General features: G+C 65.7%; 16 protein-coding genes. 2 read left to right on the top strand and 14 right to left on the bottom strand.

The genetic code is table 11. The annotated features are described in order from the left end of the window. Positions 1–6: 6 nt before the first annotated feature. Positions 7–3,204: a sulfatase-like hydrolase/transferase gene (locus tag ToN1_RS07705; protein ID WP_244860998.1), complete on the top strand. Its 3,198-nt coding sequence runs from the start codon at positions 7–9 to the stop codon at positions 3,202–3,204. Here ToN1_RS07705 and ToN1_RS07710 read toward each other — a convergent pair. From ToN1_RS07710 to ToN1_RS07730, 5 genes are read right to left on the bottom strand one after another with little or no spacing between them, the layout of a single operon-like run. Beyond that, positions 3,173–4,012, bottom strand: a complete 840-nt coding sequence (locus ToN1_RS07710) for a tetratricopeptide repeat protein (protein ID WP_169204818.1) — start codon at positions 4,010–4,012, stop codon at positions 3,173–3,175. The genes ToN1_RS07705 and ToN1_RS07710 overlap by 32 nt on opposite strands. Before the next feature lie 38 nt (positions 4,013–4,050). Beyond that, entirely contained in the window at positions 4,051–5,190 is a 1,140-nt protein-coding gene (locus ToN1_RS07715; protein ID WP_169204819.1) for a glycosyltransferase, read from the bottom strand. Positions 5,191–5,224: 34 nt separating this feature from the next. Then, positions 5,225–6,493, bottom strand: a complete 1,269-nt coding sequence (locus ToN1_RS07720) for a hypothetical protein (RefSeq protein ID WP_169204820.1) — start codon at positions 6,491–6,493, stop codon at positions 5,225–5,227. Beyond that, complete coding sequence (locus ToN1_RS07725) at positions 6,493–7,929, bottom strand: MBOAT family O-acyltransferase (RefSeq protein WP_169204821.1); 1,437 nt, start codon at positions 7,927–7,929, stop codon at positions 6,493–6,495. Before ToN1_RS07725 ends, ToN1_RS07720 begins: the two co-directional genes overlap by 1 nt. Further along, positions 7,926–8,906 carry a hypothetical protein gene (locus ToN1_RS07730; protein WP_244860999.1) on the bottom strand — a complete coding sequence of 327 codons (981 nt, stop codon included), beginning with the start codon at positions 8,904–8,906 and terminating at the stop codon, positions 7,926–7,928. Before ToN1_RS07730 ends, ToN1_RS07725 begins: the two co-directional genes overlap by 4 nt. 143 nt (positions 8,907–9,049) lie before the next feature. Here ToN1_RS07730 and ToN1_RS07735 point away from each other — a divergent pair, with 143 nt between their 5' ends. Beyond that, a complete protein-coding gene (locus ToN1_RS07735) occupies positions 9,050–10,915 on the top strand; it encodes an asparagine synthetase B family protein (protein WP_244861000.1) in 1,866 nt (621 codons plus the stop codon). On the opposite strand, the gene ToN1_RS07740 is transcribed toward ToN1_RS07735, so the two are convergent. Genes ToN1_RS07740 through ToN1_RS24960 form a run of 9 tightly spaced genes read right to left on the bottom strand, consistent with a single transcriptional unit; the run spans position 10,848 to position 23,965 of the window. Then, a complete protein-coding gene (locus ToN1_RS07740) occupies positions 10,848–12,218 on the bottom strand; it encodes a putative O-glycosylation ligase, exosortase A system-associated (RefSeq protein WP_169204822.1) in 1,371 nt (456 codons plus the stop codon). The two genes, ToN1_RS07735 and ToN1_RS07740, sit on opposite strands and share 68 nt — an antisense overlap. Continuing rightward, positions 12,200–13,057 carry a formyl transferase gene (locus ToN1_RS07745; protein WP_169204823.1) on the bottom strand — a complete coding sequence of 286 codons (858 nt, stop codon included), beginning with the start codon at positions 13,055–13,057 and terminating at the stop codon, positions 12,200–12,202. Before ToN1_RS07745 ends, ToN1_RS07740 begins: the two co-directional genes overlap by 19 nt. Then, positions 13,054–14,268: a prenyltransferase/squalene oxidase repeat-containing protein gene (locus ToN1_RS07750; protein ID WP_169204824.1), complete on the bottom strand. Its 1,215-nt coding sequence runs from the start codon at positions 14,266–14,268 to the stop codon at positions 13,054–13,056. Before ToN1_RS07750 ends, ToN1_RS07745 begins: the two co-directional genes overlap by 4 nt. Continuing rightward, the gene (locus tag ToN1_RS07755) at positions 14,265–15,656 is read right to left on the bottom strand and encodes a phenylacetate--CoA ligase family protein (protein ID WP_169204825.1); all 1,392 of its coding nucleotides are present in this window, start codon (positions 15,654–15,656) and stop codon (positions 14,265–14,267) included. Before ToN1_RS07755 ends, ToN1_RS07750 begins: the two co-directional genes overlap by 4 nt. Positions 15,657–15,669: 13 nt before the next feature. Next, positions 15,670–16,779, bottom strand: a complete 1,110-nt coding sequence (locus ToN1_RS07760; protein WP_169204826.1) for a glycosyltransferase family 4 protein — start codon at positions 16,777–16,779, stop codon at positions 15,670–15,672. A 1-nt stretch (position 16,780) separates the two neighbouring features. Beyond that, positions 16,781–18,379, bottom strand: a complete 1,599-nt coding sequence (xrtA, locus tag ToN1_RS07765) for an exosortase A (RefSeq protein ID WP_169204827.1) — start codon at positions 18,377–18,379, stop codon at positions 16,781–16,783. Next, complete coding sequence (locus tag ToN1_RS07770; protein WP_169204828.1) at positions 18,376–19,575, bottom strand: TIGR04063 family PEP-CTERM/XrtA system glycosyltransferase; 1,200 nt, start codon at positions 19,573–19,575, stop codon at positions 18,376–18,378. The genes xrtA and ToN1_RS07770 overlap by 4 nt, the downstream gene beginning before the upstream one ends. Positions 19,576–19,602: 27 nt before the next feature. Then, positions 19,603–21,531, bottom strand: coding sequence for an XrtA/PEP-CTERM system amidotransferase (locus tag ToN1_RS07775; protein WP_169204829.1), 1,929 nt, complete (start codon positions 21,529–21,531; stop codon positions 19,603–19,605). A gap of 16 nt (positions 21,532–21,547) precedes the next feature. After that, the gene (locus tag ToN1_RS24960; RefSeq protein WP_342344165.1) at positions 21,548–23,965 is read right to left on the bottom strand and encodes a TIGR03087 family PEP-CTERM/XrtA system glycosyltransferase; all 2,418 of its coding nucleotides are present in this window, start codon (positions 23,963–23,965) and stop codon (positions 21,548–21,550) included. Positions 23,966–23,967: the final 2 nt, after the last annotated feature.

A 23,967-nucleotide genomic window follows, 5' to 3' on the forward strand; every position in this document is an offset into this window, starting at 1 on the left:
GGCGAAATGAGTGAAGCGGACATGGCAAGCGGAGGTTCGGCAACAACGGCGGGGATGAGCCTGACGGTCCTGATCTGCACGCACAACCGCGTCGACTTGCTGGAGCGGGTCATCGCCTCTCTGAATGCGGCTTACCGGCCGGCCGATACCGACGTGCGACTGCTGGTCGTGGCAAATGCGTGCACCGACGGCACACATGACCTCCTCGCCAACTATCAGATCGGTGACGATCGCCTGCCGCTCGACTGGATCGCCGAACCAACTCCCGGCAAATCCCACGCTCTCAACCGGGCGCTGCCGCAGGTGAGCGGTCAGGTCGTGGCCTTCGTCGATGACGATCACCGGGTGGACAGCGGTTATCTGGTCGAGATTGCGAATGCGGTGCGCAAGTGGCCCGAGGCGGGTCTGATTTGCGGACGCATCCTTCCGGACTGGGACGGCACCGAACCCGAGTGGGTGCACGACGACGGCCCTTATCGCATCTATCCACTCCCGGTGCCGCGTTACGACCAGGGCGACACGCCGATGCAGGTCGATCTCGACGGCGCGATTCCCGGAGGAGGCAATCTCGTCGCGCATACCGATGTGATCCGCGCGACAGGGCCGTTCCTGACCGAACTGGGTCCGACCGGGCACGACCTTGGCGGGGCCGAGGATCTCGAGTGGATCCGGCGGGCGCTGCGTGGCGGAGCGACCCTGCGCTACGCGCCGGCGATCGTCCAGTACCACTACGTCGATGGCGAGCGTTTGACGCTGCCCTACCTGATGCGAAAGGGCTTCCACCGCTCCAAGTCGGTGATGCGCTTTCGCCGCACGGAAAGCGGCGTACCGCTTTACATGTGGCGCAAGGTTGCCGGCTATGCAAGCGGCTGCGCACTCGCGCTGAACGCGCAGGCGCGGCGCTTCTACCTCGTGCGGATTGCTTCGGCCTTTGGAGAGGTGAGTGGCATGCACGAGGCCGCGCGGCATCGGCGCCGGCGCGCGCGTCTCCCGTGGCTGCCGGTGCAGAGCAGCCTTGCGCTGGCAGCGCTGCTGTGCATTACGGGCTTCGTGCTCGCCGCAAGCCTTGCCTGGCACCGCGTGATGGACGCGCTGTTACCAGCAGCGCTGGTCGCAGTCGTGCTGGCTCTGTCGCTGGTCGTAAAATCGGCCGTCGATTTCTCGCAGACCGGGCCGCAGTTGCGCGAGGAAATCGTCAAACGCTACCGCGCCTATTTCCCGTTTGCGATGGCCCGCCTAGGCCTATGGACCTTCGCCGTCGGCCTGTTTTGCGCACTGCCGGGGGCGGTCGTCGCGACCGCTTCGGCCGATGTTTTGGGGATACCGCATGCCCCGTGGGGGGCGGGGCTGGGCGCGCTACTGACGCTCGCACTCGCGAGCGGCTACCTTACCTGCCGCACCCTCGTGCATAACCCGGGCCTGATCGTGGCTTCATGGCAGTACCGAACCGATCGTCTGCATCGTCTGTGGCGCCTGTTGTCGGTAGACGGCCTCCGCAGGACCGCGTCGCTCGGAGCCGTCGGCGTCGCAGGACTGGTCGCGGCGCTGGTGCTTGCACTCGCCGTTACCGGCCACGGGGAATCCGCCGCGGCCTCGACCAGCCTTGCGATCGGCTACTGGGGTGTTTTCGTGTTCGCCCTGTGGGAGCCGGAGGGCACCACGCCCGCTCAGCGTCAGCGCGCTCGTCCGAATCTGCTCCTGATCGGCTCGGACACGCTTCGCGCCGATCGCGTCGGCGCGTTGCGGAACGGTCAGTCTCTGACACCGCACATCGACGCACTGTCCAAACGTGGCACGCGCTTCGACACCTGCTACGTGCCCTGTGCCCGGACGGCACCGAGTCTGATCTCGCTTCTTACCGGGACTTGGCCCCACACGCATGGCATACGCGACAATTTCGTCGCGGACGACGAGACGAAGCTCGAAATCCAGGCGCTGCCGATGATCCTGCGTGCGCTCGGATACCGCACGGCGGCTGTTTCCGACTGGTGCGGTGCGGACCTCGGGAAATTCTCGCTCGGTTTCGACGTCCTCGACCTCCCCGAGGACCAGTGGAACCTGAAATACCTGATCCGACAGGGCCCGAAGGACATCCGTCTGTTCCTGTCGGTGTTCCTGCACAACCGGATCGGCCGTCTGCTTGTCCCGGAGATCCATTATCTCGGCGGCACGCCGCAGACGACCCAGTTGGGCCAACGCACCCGCCGACTGATCTCGCGCCTCGCGAGCACCGCCGAACCGTTCATGCTTAACGTCTTCTACTCGACAACGCACCCCCCTTTCGCCTCGGAGTACCCGTTCTACCTGCGCCATGCCGATCCCGGCTATACCGGCGCGTCGAAATTCGCCATGGCACGACTGACGGACCCGTTCGAGATCATTCGGCGGCAAGGCGAGCCGCGCGAGGAATTCGACCTCGACCAGATCCTCGCGCTGTACGACGGATGCGTATCGCAGTTCGACGATGAAGTTGGCAAGATCATGAACCATCTGGAAAGCAGCGGCCTCGCCGACAACACGATCGTCGTCCTTTACAGCGATCACGGCATGGAGTTTTTCGAACACGACACCTGGGGCCAGGGTAACTCGGCGGTGGGCGATTTCAGCGCACGGGTGCCGCTCGTGATTGCCGATCCGCGCAAGAAGCGGCACCTGCGGGTCAATCAGGTGGTGCGCTCGATCGACCTGCTGCCAACACTTCTCGACCTCCTGGAAGCGCCCTCGGTGAAATGCGACGGCGTCTCGCTGGCCGCCGCGATGGACGACCCGCAACTGGATCTCGGTCTGAAGGCGTTCAACGAAACCGGCATCTGGATCGCCCACGTTCCTGGGTTGCCGCCGGATCATCTGAGCTACCCGGACCTGCTTGAGTTGCTCGATATTCCCAATGAAACGAGTGGATCGCTATCGATCAGACAGGAATACAAGGATCGCGTGATCATCGCCAAGGATCGCATGATGCGCCACGGACGGTGGAAACTCGTCTATCAGCCTCTCGAACGCGGCATGCGGCTGGCGCTGTTCGACGTGGAGACCGACCCGGACTGCACCCACGACATCTCGGCGGTCAACGCCGAGCAGGTGGAACTGCTGTGGCACGAATTGCGCAACTGGATCGAACGCGACCCCGTCGCTCGCCGCCATTTGCGTACTCACCACAGCACGCCTGCGCCTACTCCGGCTTCTTCTCCTGCCTTGACTTGAAGGACTCCACCCAGCGCCGATGGACCTCCTCCGGCGGGCAAAACCGACAGGAGCGACCTGCGCTCGCTGCATCCGGCGGCCCAGCCTGATCCCCCTCTGACGACTTATCCTGGTGTTCTGTAACTGCATCAACCTGAATGACCGGCTCGACGGGCCGCAACCCTTGAAGCTCCGGCAAGTCCGGTTCCACGGCCTTCTCTTCCGGGGCGGGCTCGACGCGCGCAATCGGCTCAGGGAAGGGCTTCGTTCCACCGAGTTCCAGATAGCGCTTCTGCAGCTGGATGGAATCGGGGTTGTGTCGCAGGCCGCGTGCGATGGTCTCGCGCGCCTCCGCCTTCTTTCCGCCTTCCTCCTGAAGCAGCGAAAGTTCGTTGAAGGCATTGACCTCCGTTGGATCGGTCTCGATCGCGGTAGAGAACTCCTGCGCGGCCAACGCCTTGTCACCCTTGAGCTTCAACGCCCTGCCCTTGTCGATATGGACCTTGGGCCGCATGATGAATGCCTTAGTCGTATGCTGAAGAACATAGTCGCAACCATCGATCGCGCTCTCGAGGTTGTACCGGAACGTCGCCTTGTCACCCATGGTGCGAATCGCGCGATAGCGGAACCGTACGCAGTCGCAATAGTGGTGCATGTGCTGCCAATCGCGTCGATTACCCAGGTCTTTGGCTCCGGCCCCATACACGTAGGTGGAGCAGAGCGCTTCTTCCTGCGGAGTTCTGCCGAACGCCTCGACGGCCCCTGCCGGTGCGCCATAGGCCAAGACCGCGAGCGCCAGCAGCACCCCAAGCTTCCTTCCGTCCAGCATCGTCGTCAGCTCCTCCAAAGTCCTGCACCCCGCCGGCCCTAAAGGGCAGCCCGGGTCCGGATTGCCACCGCATCCCAAGCGAACTCCCCGCGCGCGCGCTGCATCGCCTGCCGCGCCAGCGCGTCGAGTTGCGTCCCATCCTCAAGCAGGCGACGGATCGCCTCCGCGACGGCAGCCTGATCGTCTCCGTCCGCCCGGATTCCGGTAATCCCGTCAAGCACGGCGGATCCAGTACCACCAGCCTTGCCTGCGATCGAGGCCTTGCCGCAGGCAGCTGCCTCGAGAAAGACGAGTCCGAAGCCCTCCGTATCGCCATCGATATCGCGATTGACAAGCAAGAACAGGTCGCACGCGTTGTACCAGCGCGGCAGATCGTCCATTGCCACGTGTCCCAGCAGGTGGACGCGTTCGTGCACGCCGGCATCGCGTGCCACACTTTCAAGATAGGCGCGATCTTCGCCGATGCCCACGATCGCGTAATGCACGTCACGCCCCGCAGCGCGCAGGGTCGGCAGGCAGCGGATCACCGTATCAAAACCCTTGCGCCGACTCAGCCGTCCCACCGACAGCAGCAGGCGCGCGCCATGCGGCAGCGCGATGCTGTCACGGAGATCCTGGAACGGGAGGCCAGGGCGGAACCGCTCGATATCGACCCCAGGGTGGATGATGACGATTCGCTCGCGGGAGACCCCCATCCCGGCGAGCACCTCGCAGGTGAAATCGCTGTTGGCGATGACGCGATCGGCATGCTGCAGAACGAAGCACATCACCTTGTACTTGTTCCCCCGCCCCCAACCAGTGAGTTCCTCGCCATGCGCATACACCACCACAGGCCTCCCTGTAAGCCGTGCAACCGCCCAGGCGACCAGTCCTTCGGGCAAGGCACGGCCGGCGTGGATAGCCCCAAAGCGCTGACGCAAGGCGAGCAAGATAGATCGGGCGAACAGCGTCGCGTACATACCGAGCGACTCGGGTTTCAACCAAGGCACGCGACGGAGGGCAACGCGATGGACCGTGTTCGGGTGATCGATGTCATGCGCAGCGTCCCCAGGCACGGCCGCGGTGACGATCGCGATCTCCTTCCCGCCCAAGCGCCGATACACCTCATCGAACCATATGGCAGTACCGCCCTTGGTCGGCAGGAACAGCTCGGTAATGACGAGATAGCCCGCCTTCATCGATCGTCTCATTCGTCCCGAATCGTCAGAAAGTCTAGCAACGGGAGGGATCCGGCGAGCGTCGGAATGTCACGTCGCCGAGCAAATATCCGGCGGCCTGGAGGATCGCACCCAAGCCGCTGAATCTAAGCAGTCGAGCCATCCCCGGCTCGTGTCCCACACGCACGCACCACGCTGCGAGACGTCGCCGCCACATTCGCACGCGGCCCGGTGAGTCTACATCGCACAAGGCATCGGCAAGTTCCGCCGTGCTCATGAAACGCAGGTCGGGATGTCGCAACAGCGCCCCGCGCAAGGCACGCTCGAGTTCGGCCAAGGCCGCCTCGCGCGTGGCGGCCGGCCCGATGAAATTCGCCCGGTGTGTTTCAAGCAGGGTCGGTCGGCCTTCGGCGACCTTCGCCGCCAGCGCCTCCCACACCCGCTCCGCGCGGTGACCCCGCATCGGCTCGAAATACACATCGCGCACCACATAGCAGACGTCTCCGCAACCACGCGCGCCGTTGTGCATGCGACGTGTCGGCGCGACAAGCTTCCCGGCCTCATCCCGCGCTTCGTACCGGCAGCCGGGCGTCACGACGCAACGCACTCCGCTCGCAACCCAGGCCCGTTCCACGTTGTCGTCCCAGACGAAGGTGTTGGGCACCGCCACATGCAGCGTGGCCCCGAACACCTGCCGCAACAGGTCGGCTTCCTCGCATACAGCACGGTCAATCTCGGCCGGAGCGAGCGCAGTACTTGGCAAATGCGCACAATCAACCCAGCGGCTCTGCAGGGGCGCGGGAAGATCCTCGCTACGCGCCCAGACGTCACGCAACCACCGTTGCAGAACATCGGCTTCGCCGGAGCCTGCACCCGAGTCGCCCGCCAGGCGGGCGAGCACGGAAGCCGGCCAGAAATGCTCCAGTCCATGGCGCTGCAGCGCGAACACGCCGCTCCGGCAACCGGCACGCATCGCCCCAAGCACTGCAGCGAAATCGGGATCTGCGAGCGTGCGGCGAACATACCGGGAATTCCCGGACGCGAGGATCGCAGGACCATTGGCAATAGCGGCTACGATTCCGAGAGTCATCACCGCCGGTCGGCCGGTGCTGTCGCGAACCTCTGCGAGCGTGGCCGCCAGGTTGCGCAAGGCCGTGGCGTCATCGTCCGGGCCGGGACCCCAGTCGTCACTCTCGAAGATCAACACTGGAAACCCAAGGACCGGCTCGCGCCACGCGGCGGCGAGCGAGCGCCCGTACAGCAAGACCAGCAAGCCCACGGAGGCACCGAACCAGACAACGATCAGGACGAGCAGTGTTTCCATCAAAAATCAAAATATATGAACTTCTGGGTCGGACCGCCAAAGAGGACGATCGCCAGCACCAGCGAGGCATACGCAACGCCACGCAGCGGGAACGGCACCCGCCACCACCACTCCACGCCACGTCGTTCGAAAAATGCAACGATGCGCGGCTCGATCAAGACCAGCACGACCGTCGCAAGCACGCCGATAACTTCATACAGGCGCACGGCCACAGCGGTGGACGGGGCGGCAAGGCCAAGCATCGCCGCACACACGGCCCACGCATCGGCGAAATTCGGCGCACGGAAGAACACCCACGTGAAATGCATCGCAACATAGGTCACCGGCCAGCCCAGCCAGGACAAGGCGCGATCGACCAATGAATCTTCCGCGATGCCCGCCATACGCAGCCCAGCATTGAGCAGACGGTGCGCGATCAGCAGGGCGCCATGGAGGAATCCCCAGAACACGAAGGTCCAGTTCGCTCCATGCCACAGGCCACCGAGCAGCATCGTCGCCATCAGGTTGCGGTAACCGTTGAAACGGCCGCCGCGATTGCCGCCGATCGAGATATAAAGGTAGTCGCGCAGCCATCGCGACAGCGACATGTGCCAGCGGTGCCAGAATTCGGTCGCGCTGCGAGCAAGATAGGGAAAACGGAAGTTCAGCGGCAAGGTGACGCCGAACATGCAGGCAAGGCCGAGGGCCATCTCGCTGTAGCCGGAGAAATCGAGATAGATCTCCATGCCAAAGCCCAGCGTGGCCAGCCAGGCCAACAGGAAATCAAGTTTCGCCGGTTGTGCGAACAGGGCATCGACCAGCGGGGCCAAATTGTCGGCCAGAAGCGCCTTCTTGATCAGGCCGCCGGCAAAGATGAAGGCGCCGATCTTGAGATTGCGCCAGCTCACCGGCTGCAGGTCTTCGAGCTGTGCCACAAGCTCATGAACACGTACGATGGGGCCTGCGATCAGCTGCGGGAAGAAGCTGACGAACAGGCACCAGTGGCGGAAGCTGATGTGGCGCGTGCAGTCGCCCCGATAGACGTCGATCATCGCGCTCAGCATGTGGAAGGTGTAGAAGCTGATGCCGAGCGGCAGCACCCAGTCGATCCAAGCCGGGCGCACGACAGCCACCGCAGCCCCCGCAACACGCGCAAGCCATAATGCGGACTCGATCATCAGCGCAAGGTATTTGAAACAACCGAGTACCGTCAGATTGCCTGCGATCGCGGTGATCATCAGCGCACGCGAGCGTGTCGCCAGCATGCCCCGATACACGAACCAGTTCGCCGTCACTGACGCGCCGAGCAGGATCAGGTAGACCGGCTTCCACGACGCGTAGAAGATCAGGCTAGCCATGAGCAGCACCGTGGCACGCTGCGTCGGCGAACGGGCGAGCAGGTACGTCGCCAGGACCGCGGCGAAAAACACGGCGAAGGACACACTGCTGAAGATCATCGCGCACCCACCCTCACGGTTCGGGCACTGTCATCGGCAAGCGCACGCCCGAGCAGGGCGCTGAAGCGCTGCGCGCCTCGGTCGTTAAGGTGACCGGCGTTGACGAACTCGGCTGAATCACGACGCTCGCCGGCGCCAAGTGCCAGCATGGGCACCTCGCGCGCGGCGAGCTCGGAACGAATTTTCAGGTATGGCACTGCCGCCGGGTGTGCCTCATCGAGGTAGAGCACCTGACGCGTCAGCAGCGGGGGAAACACTACGCTCGCCCTTACTCCGCGCTGACGGAACAGGTCCAGCATTGCCAGCAGGTCGGCCTCGGCAATGCGGTCAGGCGGTGCGGTGGATCCTGCCTCCTGACGCATGACCTGCTCGGCATCCTGTGCCGCAGCGCCGAAACCAGGCCGATAGCCCTGTCGCCGCGCGGCGCCGCCGCCGACCGGCTCGACCGGGCCGATCACGGCACGAACCAGTTGCTCCAGTTTTGCCGGTTCGCGCAGTTGCTTGAGATTCCCCGCATAACCCCATCCACGCAGGATGCTTCGCGCAAGATTCGCGTAGTCACCGTGCGCAAGCATGCGCTCGCGGTCGCCGAAGAACACGAGATAGCCCAGAGAGTCATCGGCCTGCACGAGCCCCTCATCGAGTCCAATGACAATCTGCTCGATCGCCCCCGGCCTTAACAGCCGCGCGGAGTCCAGCCGGCGGACGATGCCATAGAGTACGCTCGCATTGGCGCCGGGCAGGCCGAGATTGAAGGCCGACGGGCCGGAGCGGCCACCGGCATGCTCGACGACCGTCACGGGATCGAAGCCGTTGTCGACGCGGCTGTTTCCCAACAGCAGCAGGCGTGGCGGATTGCGCTCGACATGCAAGAGCTTGTCCATCGCCCGCCCCGCCGCAAACACGGCGCGAAACCGATGGAGGACCGCGTCCGAATGCAGCAGGGCCTCGGCCGCCAGCAACAGCACGATCGCCACGGCGATCCCTGCTCCGGGACGCAACCATGCCCGCTTCATCGCGATGCCCTCGGACGTTTGCATGCGCAAGCGTGACCTCTGCGGCATTCCCGCCACACTGCATCGGCTACCATTGCCGCAGCCCCGATCAACCGGATGACGGCATGCTCACGAACACTCGACGGACACTGTGCGGCTGGGTAAATCTCGCGGTGGCGGATGCAGCCCCGCCGGGGGTACTGCAGGCAATGTTCGCTGCCGATGGGGCGGGCGAGCCCGGAGGCCTGCTCGACATGCACGGCGCGGGCTGCATCGGGACGGGGCCGACGACGAGCTGGCTGGCACAGCACGCTGGCGCACGCCATGTGGCGGCGTTGCTTGGCCGACCGCGCTGGACGGACGCGGCAACCGCGGCCCACGCACGTGAGCACGGCCACGCTGCGGCCGCCATCCGGCGTTACGGTGAAGTCGGCGATCGACTCCTGGAGGATCTCCAGGGCAACTTCGCGTTGGTCCTGGTCGACTTGGCGAAGGGCCGCGCATTGCTGGCCGTCGACCGCACTGGCATCGAGCGGCTGTGTTTCGCGCGGCTGGGGCCCCTGCTGGTCTTTTCCACCAGCGCGCGCGCCGTCGCCGCACATCCGGCGGTCAATGCCGCACTCGACCGCCAGGCGCTGTACGAATATCTCTATTGCCACATGGTGCCCAGTCCCGATACCGCATTTCGCGCGGTCGAGAAGCTGCTCCCGGCGCAATGTCTGGTAGCGACCGGGGCAGCCGCGACGCGGCACTTCTACTGGGCGATGCCCTTTGCGCCGGACACGGGGGCAGACGAGGCGCACCAGGAGCAAACGTTCAGGCAGCTCCTGCGTCAGTCGGTGCAGCGCCACGTGGATGAGCTGCCGGTCGGCGCCTTCCTTTCCGGTGGAACAGACAGCTCGACGGTTACCGGTCTGCTCGGCGAGGTCAGCGGCAAGCCGGCACGCACCTTCTCGATTGGCTTCGACGCCGAGGGCTTTGACGAGCTCGATTACGCGCGAATCACTGCGCGCCACTTCGGTGCCGACGCGACCGAATTCTATGTCACGCCTGAACATGTCGCCGAGGCATTGCCGCTCATTGCCGCCGCTTATGACGAACCCTTCGGCAACGCGTCCGCCGTTCCGACCTACTTCTGCGCACGCATCGCGCATGAACATGGCATCGAGGCGATGCTGGCGGGTGACGGCGGCGACGAGTTCTTCGGCGGCAACGCGCGCTATGCCAAGCAGGGAGTGTTCGAGCACTACCACTCGCTCGCGCCGGGGCTGCGGCGCATGCTTGAACCGCTCGTATTGAACTTTCCGCTCGGATCGGCATTGATGCCGGTACGCAAGGCACAGAGCTACGTCCGGCAGGCGCGCATCCCGCTGCCTGACCGTCTGGAAACCTACAACTTCCTGCATCGCGACCCGCTGGCGACAATCTTCGAGAGCGAGTTTCTCGCGGCGATCGACACCGAGCGTCCACTGGCACTGATGCGCGAGGCGTACTTTCGCGCCGCATCGCCCGAGCCGGTCGATCGCATGATGCATCTGGATCACAAGATCACGCTGGCCGACAACGATCTGCGCAAGGTGTCGCGAATGTGCGAGGCCGCGGGGGTCGAGGTGCGCTTTCCCTTCCTCGACGAGGACCTGATTACCTTCTCCGGCACGCTGACCGTACGCCAGAAGGTGAGCGGCACCCGCCTGCGAGTATTTTTCAAGCAGGCGCTGCGCGACTTCCTGCCGGGCGAGACGATCACAAAATCGAAGCATGGCTTCGGCCTGCCGTTCGGCCTGTGGCTGGCCACTGACGGCCCGCTGCGTTCGCAGGCCGTCGCAGCCCTGGGCAGCCTCGCCCGTCGCGGGATCGTTCGTCCGGACTATCTGCAGAAGCTGTGGCGGGAACATTCATCGGGCCATGCGAGCTATTACGGAGTCATGATCTGGGTACTGACCCAACTGGAACTCTGGCTGCAGCGGAATGACGGTCCGGCCGAACATTGACCGGCACAGCCTCGCGCACACGGGGCAACCCCACCGCCGGCGCAGCGACATCAAGAGCACGCTTCCCGGCGGCTTCGGCTTCACGCACCAATACTTTCGCGACTACGACGATCAGCACGAGGTTGTAGTAGTAATCAAAGTACGCCATGCCGAGAAAGGCGCCCGCCGCGAGATACGCGACGATACTGACCTGCACCATCGCGGCAAGGTCGCCCAGCCAGGCATGCTCGGCATTCGATTTGACAGCCCTCGCGACGGCGCCCGCCGACCGCCAGGTAAATACCGCCAGCAGCAGGAACAGGAACAGGCCGACGTAGCCGTGTTCGCCCAGCACCTCGAAATAGATCGAATGCACGTCGCGAACGTTCGATGGATCAGGCGCATACAGATAGAACATGTCGCGCTGAAAGGTCTCGAAACCGCCGCCCAGCGGCCGGTCCATCGCAAGATGAAACGCCATCCACCACGCGTTGATGCGCCCCTGCGCGGATTGGTCCTCCTGATAGGTATTGATCGTCGCCATGCGCTCGTACCACGCCTCCGGCATGATCAGCCAGATCATCAGTATCGACAGTCCCGCAAGTACGATGACGAGAAACTTGTGGCGCGCCTTGAGCCAGAACACCACCCCCATCGCGGCCATGCCCAGCAACGCGCCGCGCGACTGCGTGCCGATCGCCGCGGTCGCCGTGAGCACGGTCGCCAGGTATACGGCGGGCCGCAGCCAGCGATGTATGGTACTGCGCGCAAGCAAGTACAGCAGAGGCACGGTCATCGCTAGGGCCAGACCAAGCTCGTTGTTGCCCTCGATGAAGGTGCCCGACGGCCCTTGCACACGGTACACCCCGCCATTGACGATCGTGAAAATGCCGCCCTTGACGCCATAGAACGCCAAGGACAAGGCGATTGTCCAAACGAGGGCTTTGAGCCTCTCGGGGGTGTTGATAACGATCATCGCGACGAAGATCATCAGTTGGATCTTGATGACCTTCTCGAACTGTGGCCAGGCTAAGGTCGGATAGGCTGCAAAGATCGTCGTGACAAGCATCCACCCGACAAAAAGCAGCAGCACAATGGACTCTCGCTCCCACGGGATGCGCTTTGGCTCTTTCGACAGCAACAGCGCGATCAGCGTCGTTAGCGCGACGATGTAGGCGAAGGGCATCGTCGTGCTGAACCCCCACGCAAGACGATGTGGATTCATGAAACCGAGCCACGTCCACACCAGGATGCCGATCCACGGCCACCTGAGGATGAACGGCAGGGTCGCGAAGACCGCTAACGTTACCGCGATATCGCGCATGCGATGTCGACCTCACGAATATCTTCCGTCTCGTCCGCAGGAAACCAACGGGTACGCGCTGGTAAGCGGATGTCGGCCGGAATGCCATGCGGCATCCGCCTGGCGAGTGCACGCTCGTGCCGCAACAGGCGATCCTTGACCTGATAGAGCCGCCCCCGGCCCGGCTGCTGCTGGCCAAAGCGCTCGCCCGCGGCGACGCGATCGAGAAATTCCGCGAAGACATCGGTGCTGTGGGCGACCGCGCGCCAGAACAGCATGAGTTCGTCGTCACCGGGCCTGACTTCGGGGCTGGAGTGGGCGATGAGGCCCCCGGTGTCGATGCCGGGATCGATGTAATGGATGGTGCAGCCCACCTGTTCGGGCTCGCCGTTGTACAGTGCCCAGAACGTACAGTCGGCGCCACGATATTGCGGCGAAAGACCGCCATGCAGGTTGACGAGTCGCGGACGGCCCGCCTCGAGCAACGCTCCCTTGATCAGCGAGGTACCGAAAACGGCTATGAGATCGGGCGACAGCGCCGTGACGAGATCGGCCACGCCGGGATGATTCACGGTCGGGAAGGTGCGAACGAGGTCAGCGCGATCGAGTGTGGCTGGCGCATCGCCAAAGAAGAACTGCGACTCACGGTCGCCCGTGTAGCGCCTCCGGTCGCGCAGCCAGCGCCAGGCTTTGCTGGTCAACGTCTTCGGGCGCAGCACCCGCAGGATCTTCTCGCGGCTCCACTCCCCTCCGCTCTCCTGAACGATCGCGAGGACCTCGGCGCGCCGGCACAGGGCATTCGCGAAATACCGATGGCGCGGCGCTCCGCCGCACAGGATCAGCAGTCGCAGCCGGCTCATGCGGGAACCTCGCACTCGCGGCGCGCCGCAAGCGGCGGAAGCGCGCGGCCAGTCTCGTCCATCATCAGCGCATCGGCAAAGAACTTGGTCGCCCAGTTCGGAAACTCGAACCGCGAATAGTCCCCCCAGATCGGCGCCGAGCCCGGGATTGCGCCACGCACGATGTCGTCGTCGGCGAGGCGCTGCGTCCTCTTCACGTAGCCGATGGCCCGGCGGGCGCCTGCGGTGAACTCGCCCAAACCGGTCATCTGGCCCAGACGCAGCCAATTCAATGCCATCTGCGCCACGCCGGTCACGCAGGCGTAGGAGCAGGTCGTGACCCAGCCGTCGCCATAGCGTCCGGCAAGCCAGCCGTCGTCGCGCAGCACGCCCATCATTCCGCGCGCTGCGCGCTCCGCGGCCAGCAGGTAGTGCTCATCGTCGAGCAATGCACCGCATTCGAGGAATCCCCGGATCGCGTAGGCGATTGTGTGCGTGAACGGATCCTGACCCGCAGTGAAGGCATTCGTCCGGAACCAGCCGCTTTCGGTCTGCTGGGTCAGCGCCCAGTCGAGATTGCGCCGCGCGCCATCGACGAGGCGCGGCTCACCCGACAGCAGGCCGGTCGCGGCAAGCGCCCAGGTCGCCCGCGTGTTGTAGACGTGCGGCACACCGTTATGCTCCGAGCGCCGGAAACAACCGTCCGCGTCCTGCTGGCGAATGAGCCACCAGCCCGCACGCACCGCCGCGTCGAGACACTCCGCGCGCTGCAGGCTCACCGCCCCGGCGATCATGCCGTGCATGATCTGGCCGGTATTGAAGATCACCGGTTGGCTACCGGGCTCGCCGAAATGCCCGGGGAAGGCACCATCCTCATGCTGCAGCGACATCTCCCAGTCGATCATGCGCCGCGCCCGCTCCACGAGTTCGGGCTGTTCGAGGAGTTCGGCGGCAGCGATGAAGGTTTCGATGATGTAGCCGGTGGTCTCGGGGTAGCCGGGCAACCAGCCGTCCTCGAAGCTCCACCCGGCCGAAACGCCTCCCGCGTCGGACTCGCACATGCGCACATCCTGCGCGCGGCATAACCAGTCGATGGCCGCCTGCAGGTGCGTGCGGTGCTCGCGCTCTGGCTGACGTGCGGCGCCGCCAAGGTCGTTGAGGATCAGGCGTGCGTGGCGCGGCGACCACGGCTTGTAGCGCAGGGGCAGACGCAGGACCGCGAGCGCATTCATGCTGTGACCCCTGTCGCCGATTGGAGGCGGGGCGCCAATTCGACATGACTGACCACATACCGATGTTTGCCGGATGCCTCGGGGGGGATCTCGTCGAGCAGCCGGCATTCCACGCGCGAGTCGGCCCCCAGGCGTGCCCTCAGCCCCATCGCAATGCGCGCCTCGCATTCCGGCGACCAGGCGCGATCCGGGACCACCTGGACTTCGATCACATCCGGAGCATGCTGGATACACTTGAACTGCTTGATGCCGTCGACCGCACGCAGCACATAGATCACCGCCAGCGCGTGCATGACCGTGCCGTCCGAGCGCACAACGAAGTCCGTCTGACGCCCCTCCACCTGATCGATGACGTGCAGACCGCGCCCGGCTCGGCAGGCCTCTGCCGACAGTCGCAGCATGTCGCCGGTCCGGTAGCGGATGAAGGGCTGCGCCTCCGAACACAGGCCCGTCATGACCGCCTCGCCCGTTTCGCCCATGGCGACGGGTTGCCCTTGGGGGTCCAGCACTTCCAGCACAATGCTCTCGCTGATCAGCAGCATCTGCCCTTCCGGCGTCTCATGCGCGGTGAATCCAATGTCGCGGCTGCCGAATTCGTTGGCGACCGGCACTCCGAATATCGACCCGATCAGCGCCCGCTGGTGCTCGAACAGCGGCTCGCCGGTGGTGCACACGACCTTCAGCGACGGCAGACGCATCGTCACCCCGCGATCCTGGGCGTGGGCCGCCAGCAGGGCGATCGAGCTCGCGTAGCCATACACGCACGCAGGCCGGTAGGCCCGGATGGCCTCGAGATAGCCATCCATCGCTGCTTCGGACATATTGAACGCATTCAGCACGAGCTGATTTAGCAGCCGATCACGGACGACTTTGACTACATCGGTCTTGTTCAACTCGACCGGAGCCCCCCACAGATAGACCTCGCGCTCGCCGACTTCCACCCCCCACCAACGCCGCGCGCGCATGCGCCCCGCGGCGTCCGACGCCTGACGTGCGCGGCCGAAGTAAAAGGACAGCGGCACGCCGCTGGAGCCACCGGTGTTGTAGGCGAATACACCCCCGGGCGCGTCACGCCAGACGATCTCGTCGCGATTGGCGCGGGCGTCCGCCTTGTCCATCGTCGGCAGCTTGCGCAAATCGGCAAGCGTGAACTCGCGGCCATGATGGTCGAACCCGGCCTCGTCGATCCGCCGGGCGAACCACGGGCTGTGCGCGCGTGCCGCGCACAACAATGCGGAGAGTTTGCGGGCCTGCAGCGATTCGACCTCGTCGCGAGACAACCACTGGCTCTGTTCGAGCTCGTCGAGATACGTAAAGGTGGGGCGCCCCATCAAGCGCTCGTGGAGCGGAAACAACGCATCACTGACCAGTCGGGCGGGCAGGCTCATCGATATCTCCAGGTCACCGCGTCGCCATCGGGGCCACACCATTCTGCACGGCGGCCGTGTAGCCGGCGAACAGGGTGTCACGCACAGCCGCCCAGGTATAGCGCCGCACCTCGCGCAACCCGCACTCGACCAATTGCTGGCGAAGCTCCGGCGATCGCAGCAGACGCGTCACGGCGGACGCCATTGCCGCCGCATCATCGCACGGCACCAGCAGCCCACTGCGGCCGTCTTCGACGATATACGGCACGCCTCCGACCGAGGTGCTCACGACGGGCACACCGCTCGCAAACGCTTCCAGTATGGAATTCGGCGTGTTGTCGACACGTGACGGATTGAGCATCACATCGGCGTCACGATAGAGCCTGGCCATTTCGTCGCGATCGAGCCGACCGGTGAAACGCACATGATCTCCCAAGCCCAGCTGCGCAGCCAGACGCTCGAGCTCACCAGCCTGCGGGCCCGAGCCGGCCACGGAAAGCCGCGCCCGTGGGTAATCCGCAAGAATTCGCGCAAACGCCTGTAAGGCCACTGGAATTCCATAGATCGGTTCCAAGTTGCGCGCGACCACAATATGTGGGGCATCCGCTCCAGCTTGCTGTGACGATCCAGGCCTGAAGCGCGCAAGATCGACGACGTTGGGCACGATATAGGTCTCGACCCCGTAACGCGAGAAAACCTCGTGCAGAAAGCCCGACGGCACCAGTACACCACCGGCCCGCAGGAGCGTCGGCCTGACCCAACGAGCCGAGCGCGAGAGAAAATCGCCCGCCTCGCCGCCACGGTAGTTCACGACCACCGGCACGCCGCGCAATACGGCAACCCACACCGCGGGCGCTGCAAAAAGGTGCCACGACCAGCCCGAATTGGCCATCACATGCATCAGATCAGCCCGCCCTGCGGCCGCCCACAGTCGCGCCAGGTACGGAACCAGCCGAAATCCCGCGCGCAGGCCCTTCACGCTGCAAACCCAGGCCGGCCTATAAGGTGCATTCACCTGTACGAGCTCCACATCAACGCCTTCGGCACGCAAAAGCTCCCCGAGTTGGCGCGTCTGATTGCCCATACCACCCGCGGGCGGCGGCAGCGGGCCGACCAGTGCGATGCGCTTGCCCGCCCAGGTCATGCTAGCGCTCCCGTGCCCGCGCCAGGGCCGCGGACAATTCGCCGCCCCGCACGCGCAGGAAGTCCGCGAGCACGGCCTCCGCCGCGCCGCGCGCCCCTTCGCGCACCGGGGTGTACACCATCACGGCGACGGAATCGTCCCCGCGGCCGCGCAACTGCGCGAGCGTCTGGTAGACCTTGGCCACGTAGTCACTTGCGGTCCAGCGACCGTCGATCCAGTACCAATGCCACACCAGCAGGCGTCCCGACGCGGCATCGGCGATCTCCGTGCTCAGCACCGACGCGGCCTCGGCACCGATCTTCGTCGAATGCGCCCCTTCGGCCGTCATGGTCCACTGGCGGTCCTTGTGCTTGAGCACGCGATTCTCGGAATTCACCAGTTCCTGGCCGGGCCCCTGCCCCCGGTAATACGCGAGATAGAGGCCCACCGGCGGCCCGCCGTTCGACCAGACCTCGCGCAGTTCGCGATTCATGCCGAAGAAATGCGGCTTCCAGTCCGGCAGGCGCGTGTCAGCAACCCGTTCCCACCCTCCACCGGCATTCAGCCCGGCGAGCGTGACCGAGCCCCGCCGGCCCTGTGCATCGAGCCCAGCCAGCACCGGCTGCCACATCAACACGATGAGGATCGCCGCAACGCCGGCGGCAGCGAAGGCCCCGGGCGTGCCCGGGTGCGTCGGCACACGGGAGACGGCCGCATCTCCTGCCGGAGCGCCGGGGAGCTCATCTTCGCGCCAGCGCGCGCCCACCCAGAACAGCGCCATCATCACCAGCCCGAAGAACACCCAGCCGTAGATGAGGTGATCGACTCCCGCCGCGATCTTGTTGTCACTTACGTGCGCGAGAAAAACGATGCCGTAGGCGCGCAGCCAGTTCGCGAACACCGGCAGCACCACCGAGAATGCGACGAAGACGGTCCTCCGCAAGGGCGACCGGTACGTCAGATACGCGTAAAGGCTGCCGACGACAACGGACGCGATCAGGTAACGCACTCCGCTGCAACCTTCCACGACCTCCCAATGTCCCGACGGAATCACCAGGCTGCGCCCCTCCGCGTAGACGGGCACGCCCGAACCGCGCAGCCCCCAGATGATGAAATCGGTGGTCCGATCCATCATCGCCGGGAACAGGAACTCACCGAAGGGCACGAGGAAGAACAGGAAACCCAGCGGGAAGGCCAATGCGCGCGCGACACGCGTTCCCATGACGGCCCACACCAGCGCGACGACCATGCCGACAAAGGCGAATTGCGACACACTCGCGACGCTCGCGAGTTCGCCGAGCAGCCAGGCGAAACCGGCCACCGCCGCGGCCGCCATCCCGACCAGCGAAGGGGCCATCTGCAGCTCGCGCAGTCGTGCGCGTTCGCGCCAGATCAGCCAGCACGTGATCGGTGCGACGAGATAGCCGTGAGCGAAGGTGTCGGAGCGCCCCCAGATCTCGACCATCGCCCCGACCGTGCCGCGGTAGGTCACGACGAGCGCGACGAGCCCCACCGCCAGCACAGCGAGACGAATCATCGTGGCGCGCGGGACACCCGCGGTCGGCAGCGCAGCCGCAACACCGTCGGCCTGCCGCCTCACTTCGTCCTCGGGGGCGCTCATGCGGCCCCCGCCAATCGCGCATAGGGCGCACGATACGCCCCGACGCTGTTGCGCCAGTTGCGCTCGGACTCGACGAAGCGCCTTCCCGCGGCCCGATAGTCGCCCCACAGCCCCCGCTTGCTCAGCATGTCCACGACCACTTCGGCGAGGGCCTGCGCACTGCCTGCGCGGAACAGCCGGCCGGTCACGCCGTCACGCACGAGCTCCTTGTGACCGCCGACATCGGAGGCGACGAAGACGCGCCCCTGCGCCATGGCCTCGAGCGGCTTGAGCGGCGTGACCAGTTCGGTCAGGCGCATCGAGTGACGCGGGTAGGCGAGCAGGTCGATGAGGTCGTAGTAGCGACTCACCTCGCCATGGGGCACGCGACCGGCGAAGATGACGCGGTCGGCGATCCCCAGCCTTTCGGCCTGGGCCTTGAGGCTGGCCTCCTGCGGTCCGCCGCCGACCAGCAGCACGCGCAGCTCGGGCAGGCGCTGCAGCAGGGCCGGCACCGCGTCGAGCAGCAGGTCCAGCCCTTCGTAGGCGTAGAACGAGCCCACGAAGCCGACGACCGTCTTGCCCTCCAGCCCGAGACGCAATTTCAGTGCGGCATCGGGCTCGCCCGAGAGCTGGAAGGACTCGATATCGACCGCATTGGGAATCACGGTGACGCGCTCGGGCGCGATACCGCGTCCGACGATGTCGTTGCGCAATCCCTCGCAGATCGTGAACACGTGATCGACGCGCCTCATTGCCCAGGTTTCCAGCGCATGAGTCATGCGGTAGCGCAGCCCCCGCTCGCGGGCGGTCCCGTGGTCGACCGCGGCATCCTCCCAGAATGCGCGGATCTCATAGACGACGGGGATGCCCAGCCGGCGGCCGGCGCTCAGGGCCGGCAGCACGTTCAGCACCGGCGAGTGCGCGTGGATCAGGTCCGGCCGCACCTGCGCCGCCACCTCGACGATCCGCCCCCGCAACGCACGCATCAGGGCCGTCTCGCGCAGCACCGGAGTCGCCCCGGAGACGGGCGGCGTGCGGAAGAAGCGCAGGCCGTCGACGTCTTGTTCCAGCGCCGCCGTCACGCCCTGCTTCGGCGAAGTCAGGTGGAAGGTCTCCCAGCCCAACGCACGCTGCTCGCGCAGGATGGCCGCGGAGCGGAAGGTGTAACCGCTGTGCAGCGGGATCGAATGATCGAAGACGTGCAGGATTTTCATCGCTCAGGTCGCCACCAAGGTCGCCACTCAGACCGCCACTCTCGGCGCCTCGCCCTGCCCCGCGAGGGCACCGCTGTGGCGAACGAAGGACTCGAACATCAACAGGGTCCACAACGGCGCGCTGTAATCGCGTACGCCCGACTGATGGGCATCGACCAGGTGGCGCAAGGTGTCGGCGTTGAAGAGTCCCGTGGATGCGAGCGTGCCGCCCAGCATCGCGTCCCTCACCCGCGCCTTCAGCGGCCCGCGGAACCAGCGCGCGAGCGGCACGGCAAAACCCATCTTCGGCCGGTACAGGACCTCGTGGGGCAGCAGCGGCTCCATCGCCTTCTTGAACAGGTACTTGCCTTCATTGCCCTTCACCTTGAGGCCGGACGGCAGCGTCGCAAGCCATTCGACCAGCGGGTGATCCATCAGCGGCTCGCGCACCTCCAGCGAATGCGCCATGCTCGCGCGATCGACCTTGGTATTGATGTCGCCGACGAGGTAGGTCTTCAGGTCGAGGTACTGAACGAGCGCCAGCGGATCGTCCGTACCCGCGTTCGCCGCGTGGCGGCGGAACACGTCGAGCGCGTTGTAGCCGCCGAGCTGCGCCTTGAAGGCGTTGGAGTAGAGCTGGCGGCGCAGGTCGTCGCGCAGGATCGACACCGAATGGAAATAGGCCTGCACCGAATCGCGCGCCAGCGCCTGGAGGGTCGTCTTCGCGCGCAGCACGCGCGGCGCCCAGTCCGCCTTCGGATACAGCCGCCCGAGCATGCCGAACATCGGCCGGCGCACGCCCAGCGGCAGGCTCGCGCGCAGCTTTTCCTCCATCATGTGCAGGCGGTAGCGGCGATAACCGCCGAAGCTCTCGTCGCCGCCGTCGCCCGAGAGCGCCACGGTGACCTTCCTGCGCGCGAGCTGACATACGCGCCACGTGGGGATCGCGGAGCTGTCGGCATAGGGCTCGTCGTACAGGACGGCGAGCTTGTCGATCAGGTCGAAATCGTCGGACTGCACCGTTTCGACGTAGTGGTTCGTGCGATAGCGGGCAGCGACCTGCTGCGCGAAGGCGGCCTCGTCGAAGGCCGGGTCGTCGAAGGCGATCGAGCACGTATTGACCGGCTCATTGGACAACCCCGCCATCGTCGCCACCACGGCGCTCGAATCCACGCCGCCGGAGAGGAAGGCGCCGAGCGGGACTTCCGCAATCAGGCGCAGGCGCACAGACTCGCGCAGGCGGTCGGTCAGCTCGGCGGCCGCGTCGGCCAGCCCGATCGGGTTGTCGAGCGTGAATCGCACGTCCCAGTAGCTTTTCGGCGCCGGCACCGGCTCGCCGCGGCGGATCGTGAGTGTCTCGGCGGGCCCGAGCTTGCGCGCGCCGACGAAGATCGTACGCGGCTCCGCGACGTAGCCGAGCGCGAAGTACTCCTCGACCGCGCACGGGTCGATGCGCCGGTCCAGGGCCGGATGCTGCATAAGCACCTTCAGTTCCGATCCGAACGCCAGCGTTCCATCCGGCATCAACGCGTAGTGCAGCGGCTTCACGCCCAGACGGTCACGCGCGAGGAACAGCGTCTCGCGCGTGCGATCCCACAGTCCGAACGCAAACATCCCGCGGAAGCGGAGCACGCACTCCTCGCCCCACTCCTCCCACGCATGCACGATCACCTCGGTGTCGCTGCGCGTGTGGAAACGGTGGCCGCAGCGCTCCAGTTCGGGCACCAGCTCCTGGTAGTTGTAGATCTCGCCGTTGAACACGACGGCGACCGAACCGTCCTCGTTGAAGAGCGGTTGCTGACCGGAGGAGAGGTCGATGATCGACAGGCGCCGATGGGCCAGTGCAAGGCCCGGCTCGAAATGCAGCCCGCCTTCGTCCGGCCCGCGGTGAAACTGGACGTCGTTCATGCGCAGCACGAGATCGCGCGGAAATTCCCGCTTGTCGCGCGTGTGGAACAGTCCGGCGATTCCGCACATCCACGTTTCTCCCGCTTCAGGTCGCCGGCACCGGGCGCCCCGCCGCACTCAACAAGGACTCGTACAGCTGCGCATAGCGGGCCACCATGCCGTCGATGCTGAATTCCACCTCTGTCCGCTTCCGTCCCGCATCGCCCTGCCGCCGCAGCATCCCGCCGTCACCGACGTAACGCGCCAGCGCGTCGGCCAGTGCGTCGCTGTCCGACGCCGGCACCAGCATCCCCGTCTCGCCGTCAAGCACGAGCTCGGCATTTCCACCCACTCGCGTCGCGATCACCGGCAAACCGCAGGCCATCGCCTCGAGGATGGTGTTGGAGATGCCTTCCGCACGCGACGGCAGCACGAACACATCCATTGCCCGCAGCGCCTCCGGCACGTCACGCCGCTCGCCGGCCAGCCACACGCAAGCGCCCACGCCCGCCCGGGCAACCTCCGCCTCGAGTTCGGTCCGCAACGAGCCGTCGCCGACGAACATCAGACGCAGACGTCCGGCAAGTTCCGGTGCCCGACGAAGCAGGAGGACGAACGCGCGAAGCAGGTTCAGCGGATCCTTGATCGGTTCGAGCCGGCCGACCGTGCCGATCACGCACAGTTCGTCGCCCTCGAACGGCGACCCCGCCAATGCCTCGCGTCCCCGCACGCCCGGCCTGAAACGCTGCGTATCGACCCCGTTGCAGATGCGGGTCATGTGCGCCGCGCCCACCCCGACCGACGCATTCAAATATCTCAGGAGATGGTCGGACAGCGGTATGTAATGGGTCACGAACGGCCGATACAGCCGACGCATCCACTGAAAGCGCCGCCGCGTTCCGTCGGGATCGGACACGTCCCATCCGTGCTCGCCATGCACCCGCACCGGCACCCCCGCGGCCCACGCGGGCACGACAGCTTCCAGCGCGGCGAGGTTGCGCGTATGCACCACTGCAGGCTGCAGCTCGTTGAACAAGCGGAACAGGGCGGGGTAGACCTTCACGCCGTGCCCCGGCGGCTTGTGCAGCGAAACGAAACGGACGTCGTCGTGGACGATGCGCCTGCAAAATGCCGGCTCGCATTCGGTCAGCGCGACGACGGCGTGCCGGAAACGGCTGACCGGCAGCCGGTTGATCAGATTGACCACGCCGTTTTCCAGCCCCCCCACATCGAAGCGATACACGACATGCACGACCAGCGGCCGCGGGTCGTCGTCGCAAGCGCCACCTGCCCGGTCCCGCAGCGCGACTGCGGGAACGCTTCCCGCGTCGAGCAAGGCATCCAGGCGGCCGAGGTGGGCATCCCAACTGTACGCGGCCAGCACACGGGCACGCGCGCATGCACCCATTCGCGCCGCCAGCGCGGAGTCGCCCAGCAGGCCGGAAATCCGTGCGGCAAACTCCTCGGCGGTGGCCGCCACCTCGAAGTCCCGTCCGGGCTCACCCGCCAAGCCGGTGGCCGACGATGCCGACACCACCACCGGGCGCGCCATCGCCATCGCCTCCAGCACCTTGTTCTGGATGCCGCGCGCGATCCGCAGCGGCGCGGCCACGACCTGCGCATGCCCGATCCACGGCCGCACGTCGGGCACGCTGCCGGTCACCACCACCGCGGGACCGGCCAGCGCCAGAACTGCCGGCGCCGGATTCATGCCGACGATGTAGAAACGCAAGCCTGCACACGAACGCTGCAGCAGGGGCAGGATCTCGCCCACGAACCACACGACCGCATCGACGTTTGGCCAGTAGTCCATGGCCCCGGTGAACACGACGACCGGCCCACCGCCCGGATAGGGGTTTGCATGGACCGCGTCGGGCGCGAAGAAGCCGGAATCGACCCCGTTCGGCATCGCCACGACCCGCCCCGACGCTTCCGGCGCTGCCCGGCGGAAAAGAGCCGCCTCAGCGTCGGTCACGAAGATGCAGGCATCCGTCGCGGCGGCCACGCCGCGCTCGAACGCCAGCAGTTTCTCACCTTCCCGCCGGTACAGCCACGACATCGGCCATGTGCGAGCACGCGCGTAGTCGGCCCATTTCGCGGAATCGACGTCGCAGAAATCCACCACACGGCGCTCGAGGCCGGCGTGGTCGAGGTATTGCGCCATCGGTCCGGAGAACGCCACCGCACGACGGATTGCGTGAGCGCGAACGGTGCAATCGACCCAGTCCCGCAGGCGCCGGCTGCGGTAGTAGGGCAGGCTCAGCGCCTCGCCGCCCGGCAGCCCCCTCAGGCTGGCCAGCCGCGCGCGCGCGGGCGACAACGGGATCGCACAGACGTCCGCGCACCACTCGCGCAGCGTGTCGACATGGGCAGCATCCTCGGCACGATCGACAAAAGTCCCCAGATAAACGCGATGCGTTCGCGCCAGATGGCGCAGGATATGAAACGACCGCAGCTTGTCGCCCTTGTTGGGCGGGTAAGGGATCCGATGCACCAGGTACAGCAGCGGCGGACGGGTGTCCATGC

Origin of the sequence: Aromatoleum petrolei (assembly GCF_017894385.1) — a bacterium.
GTDB classification, from domain to species: domain Bacteria; phylum Pseudomonadota; class Gammaproteobacteria; order Burkholderiales; family Rhodocyclaceae; genus Aromatoleum; species Aromatoleum petrolei.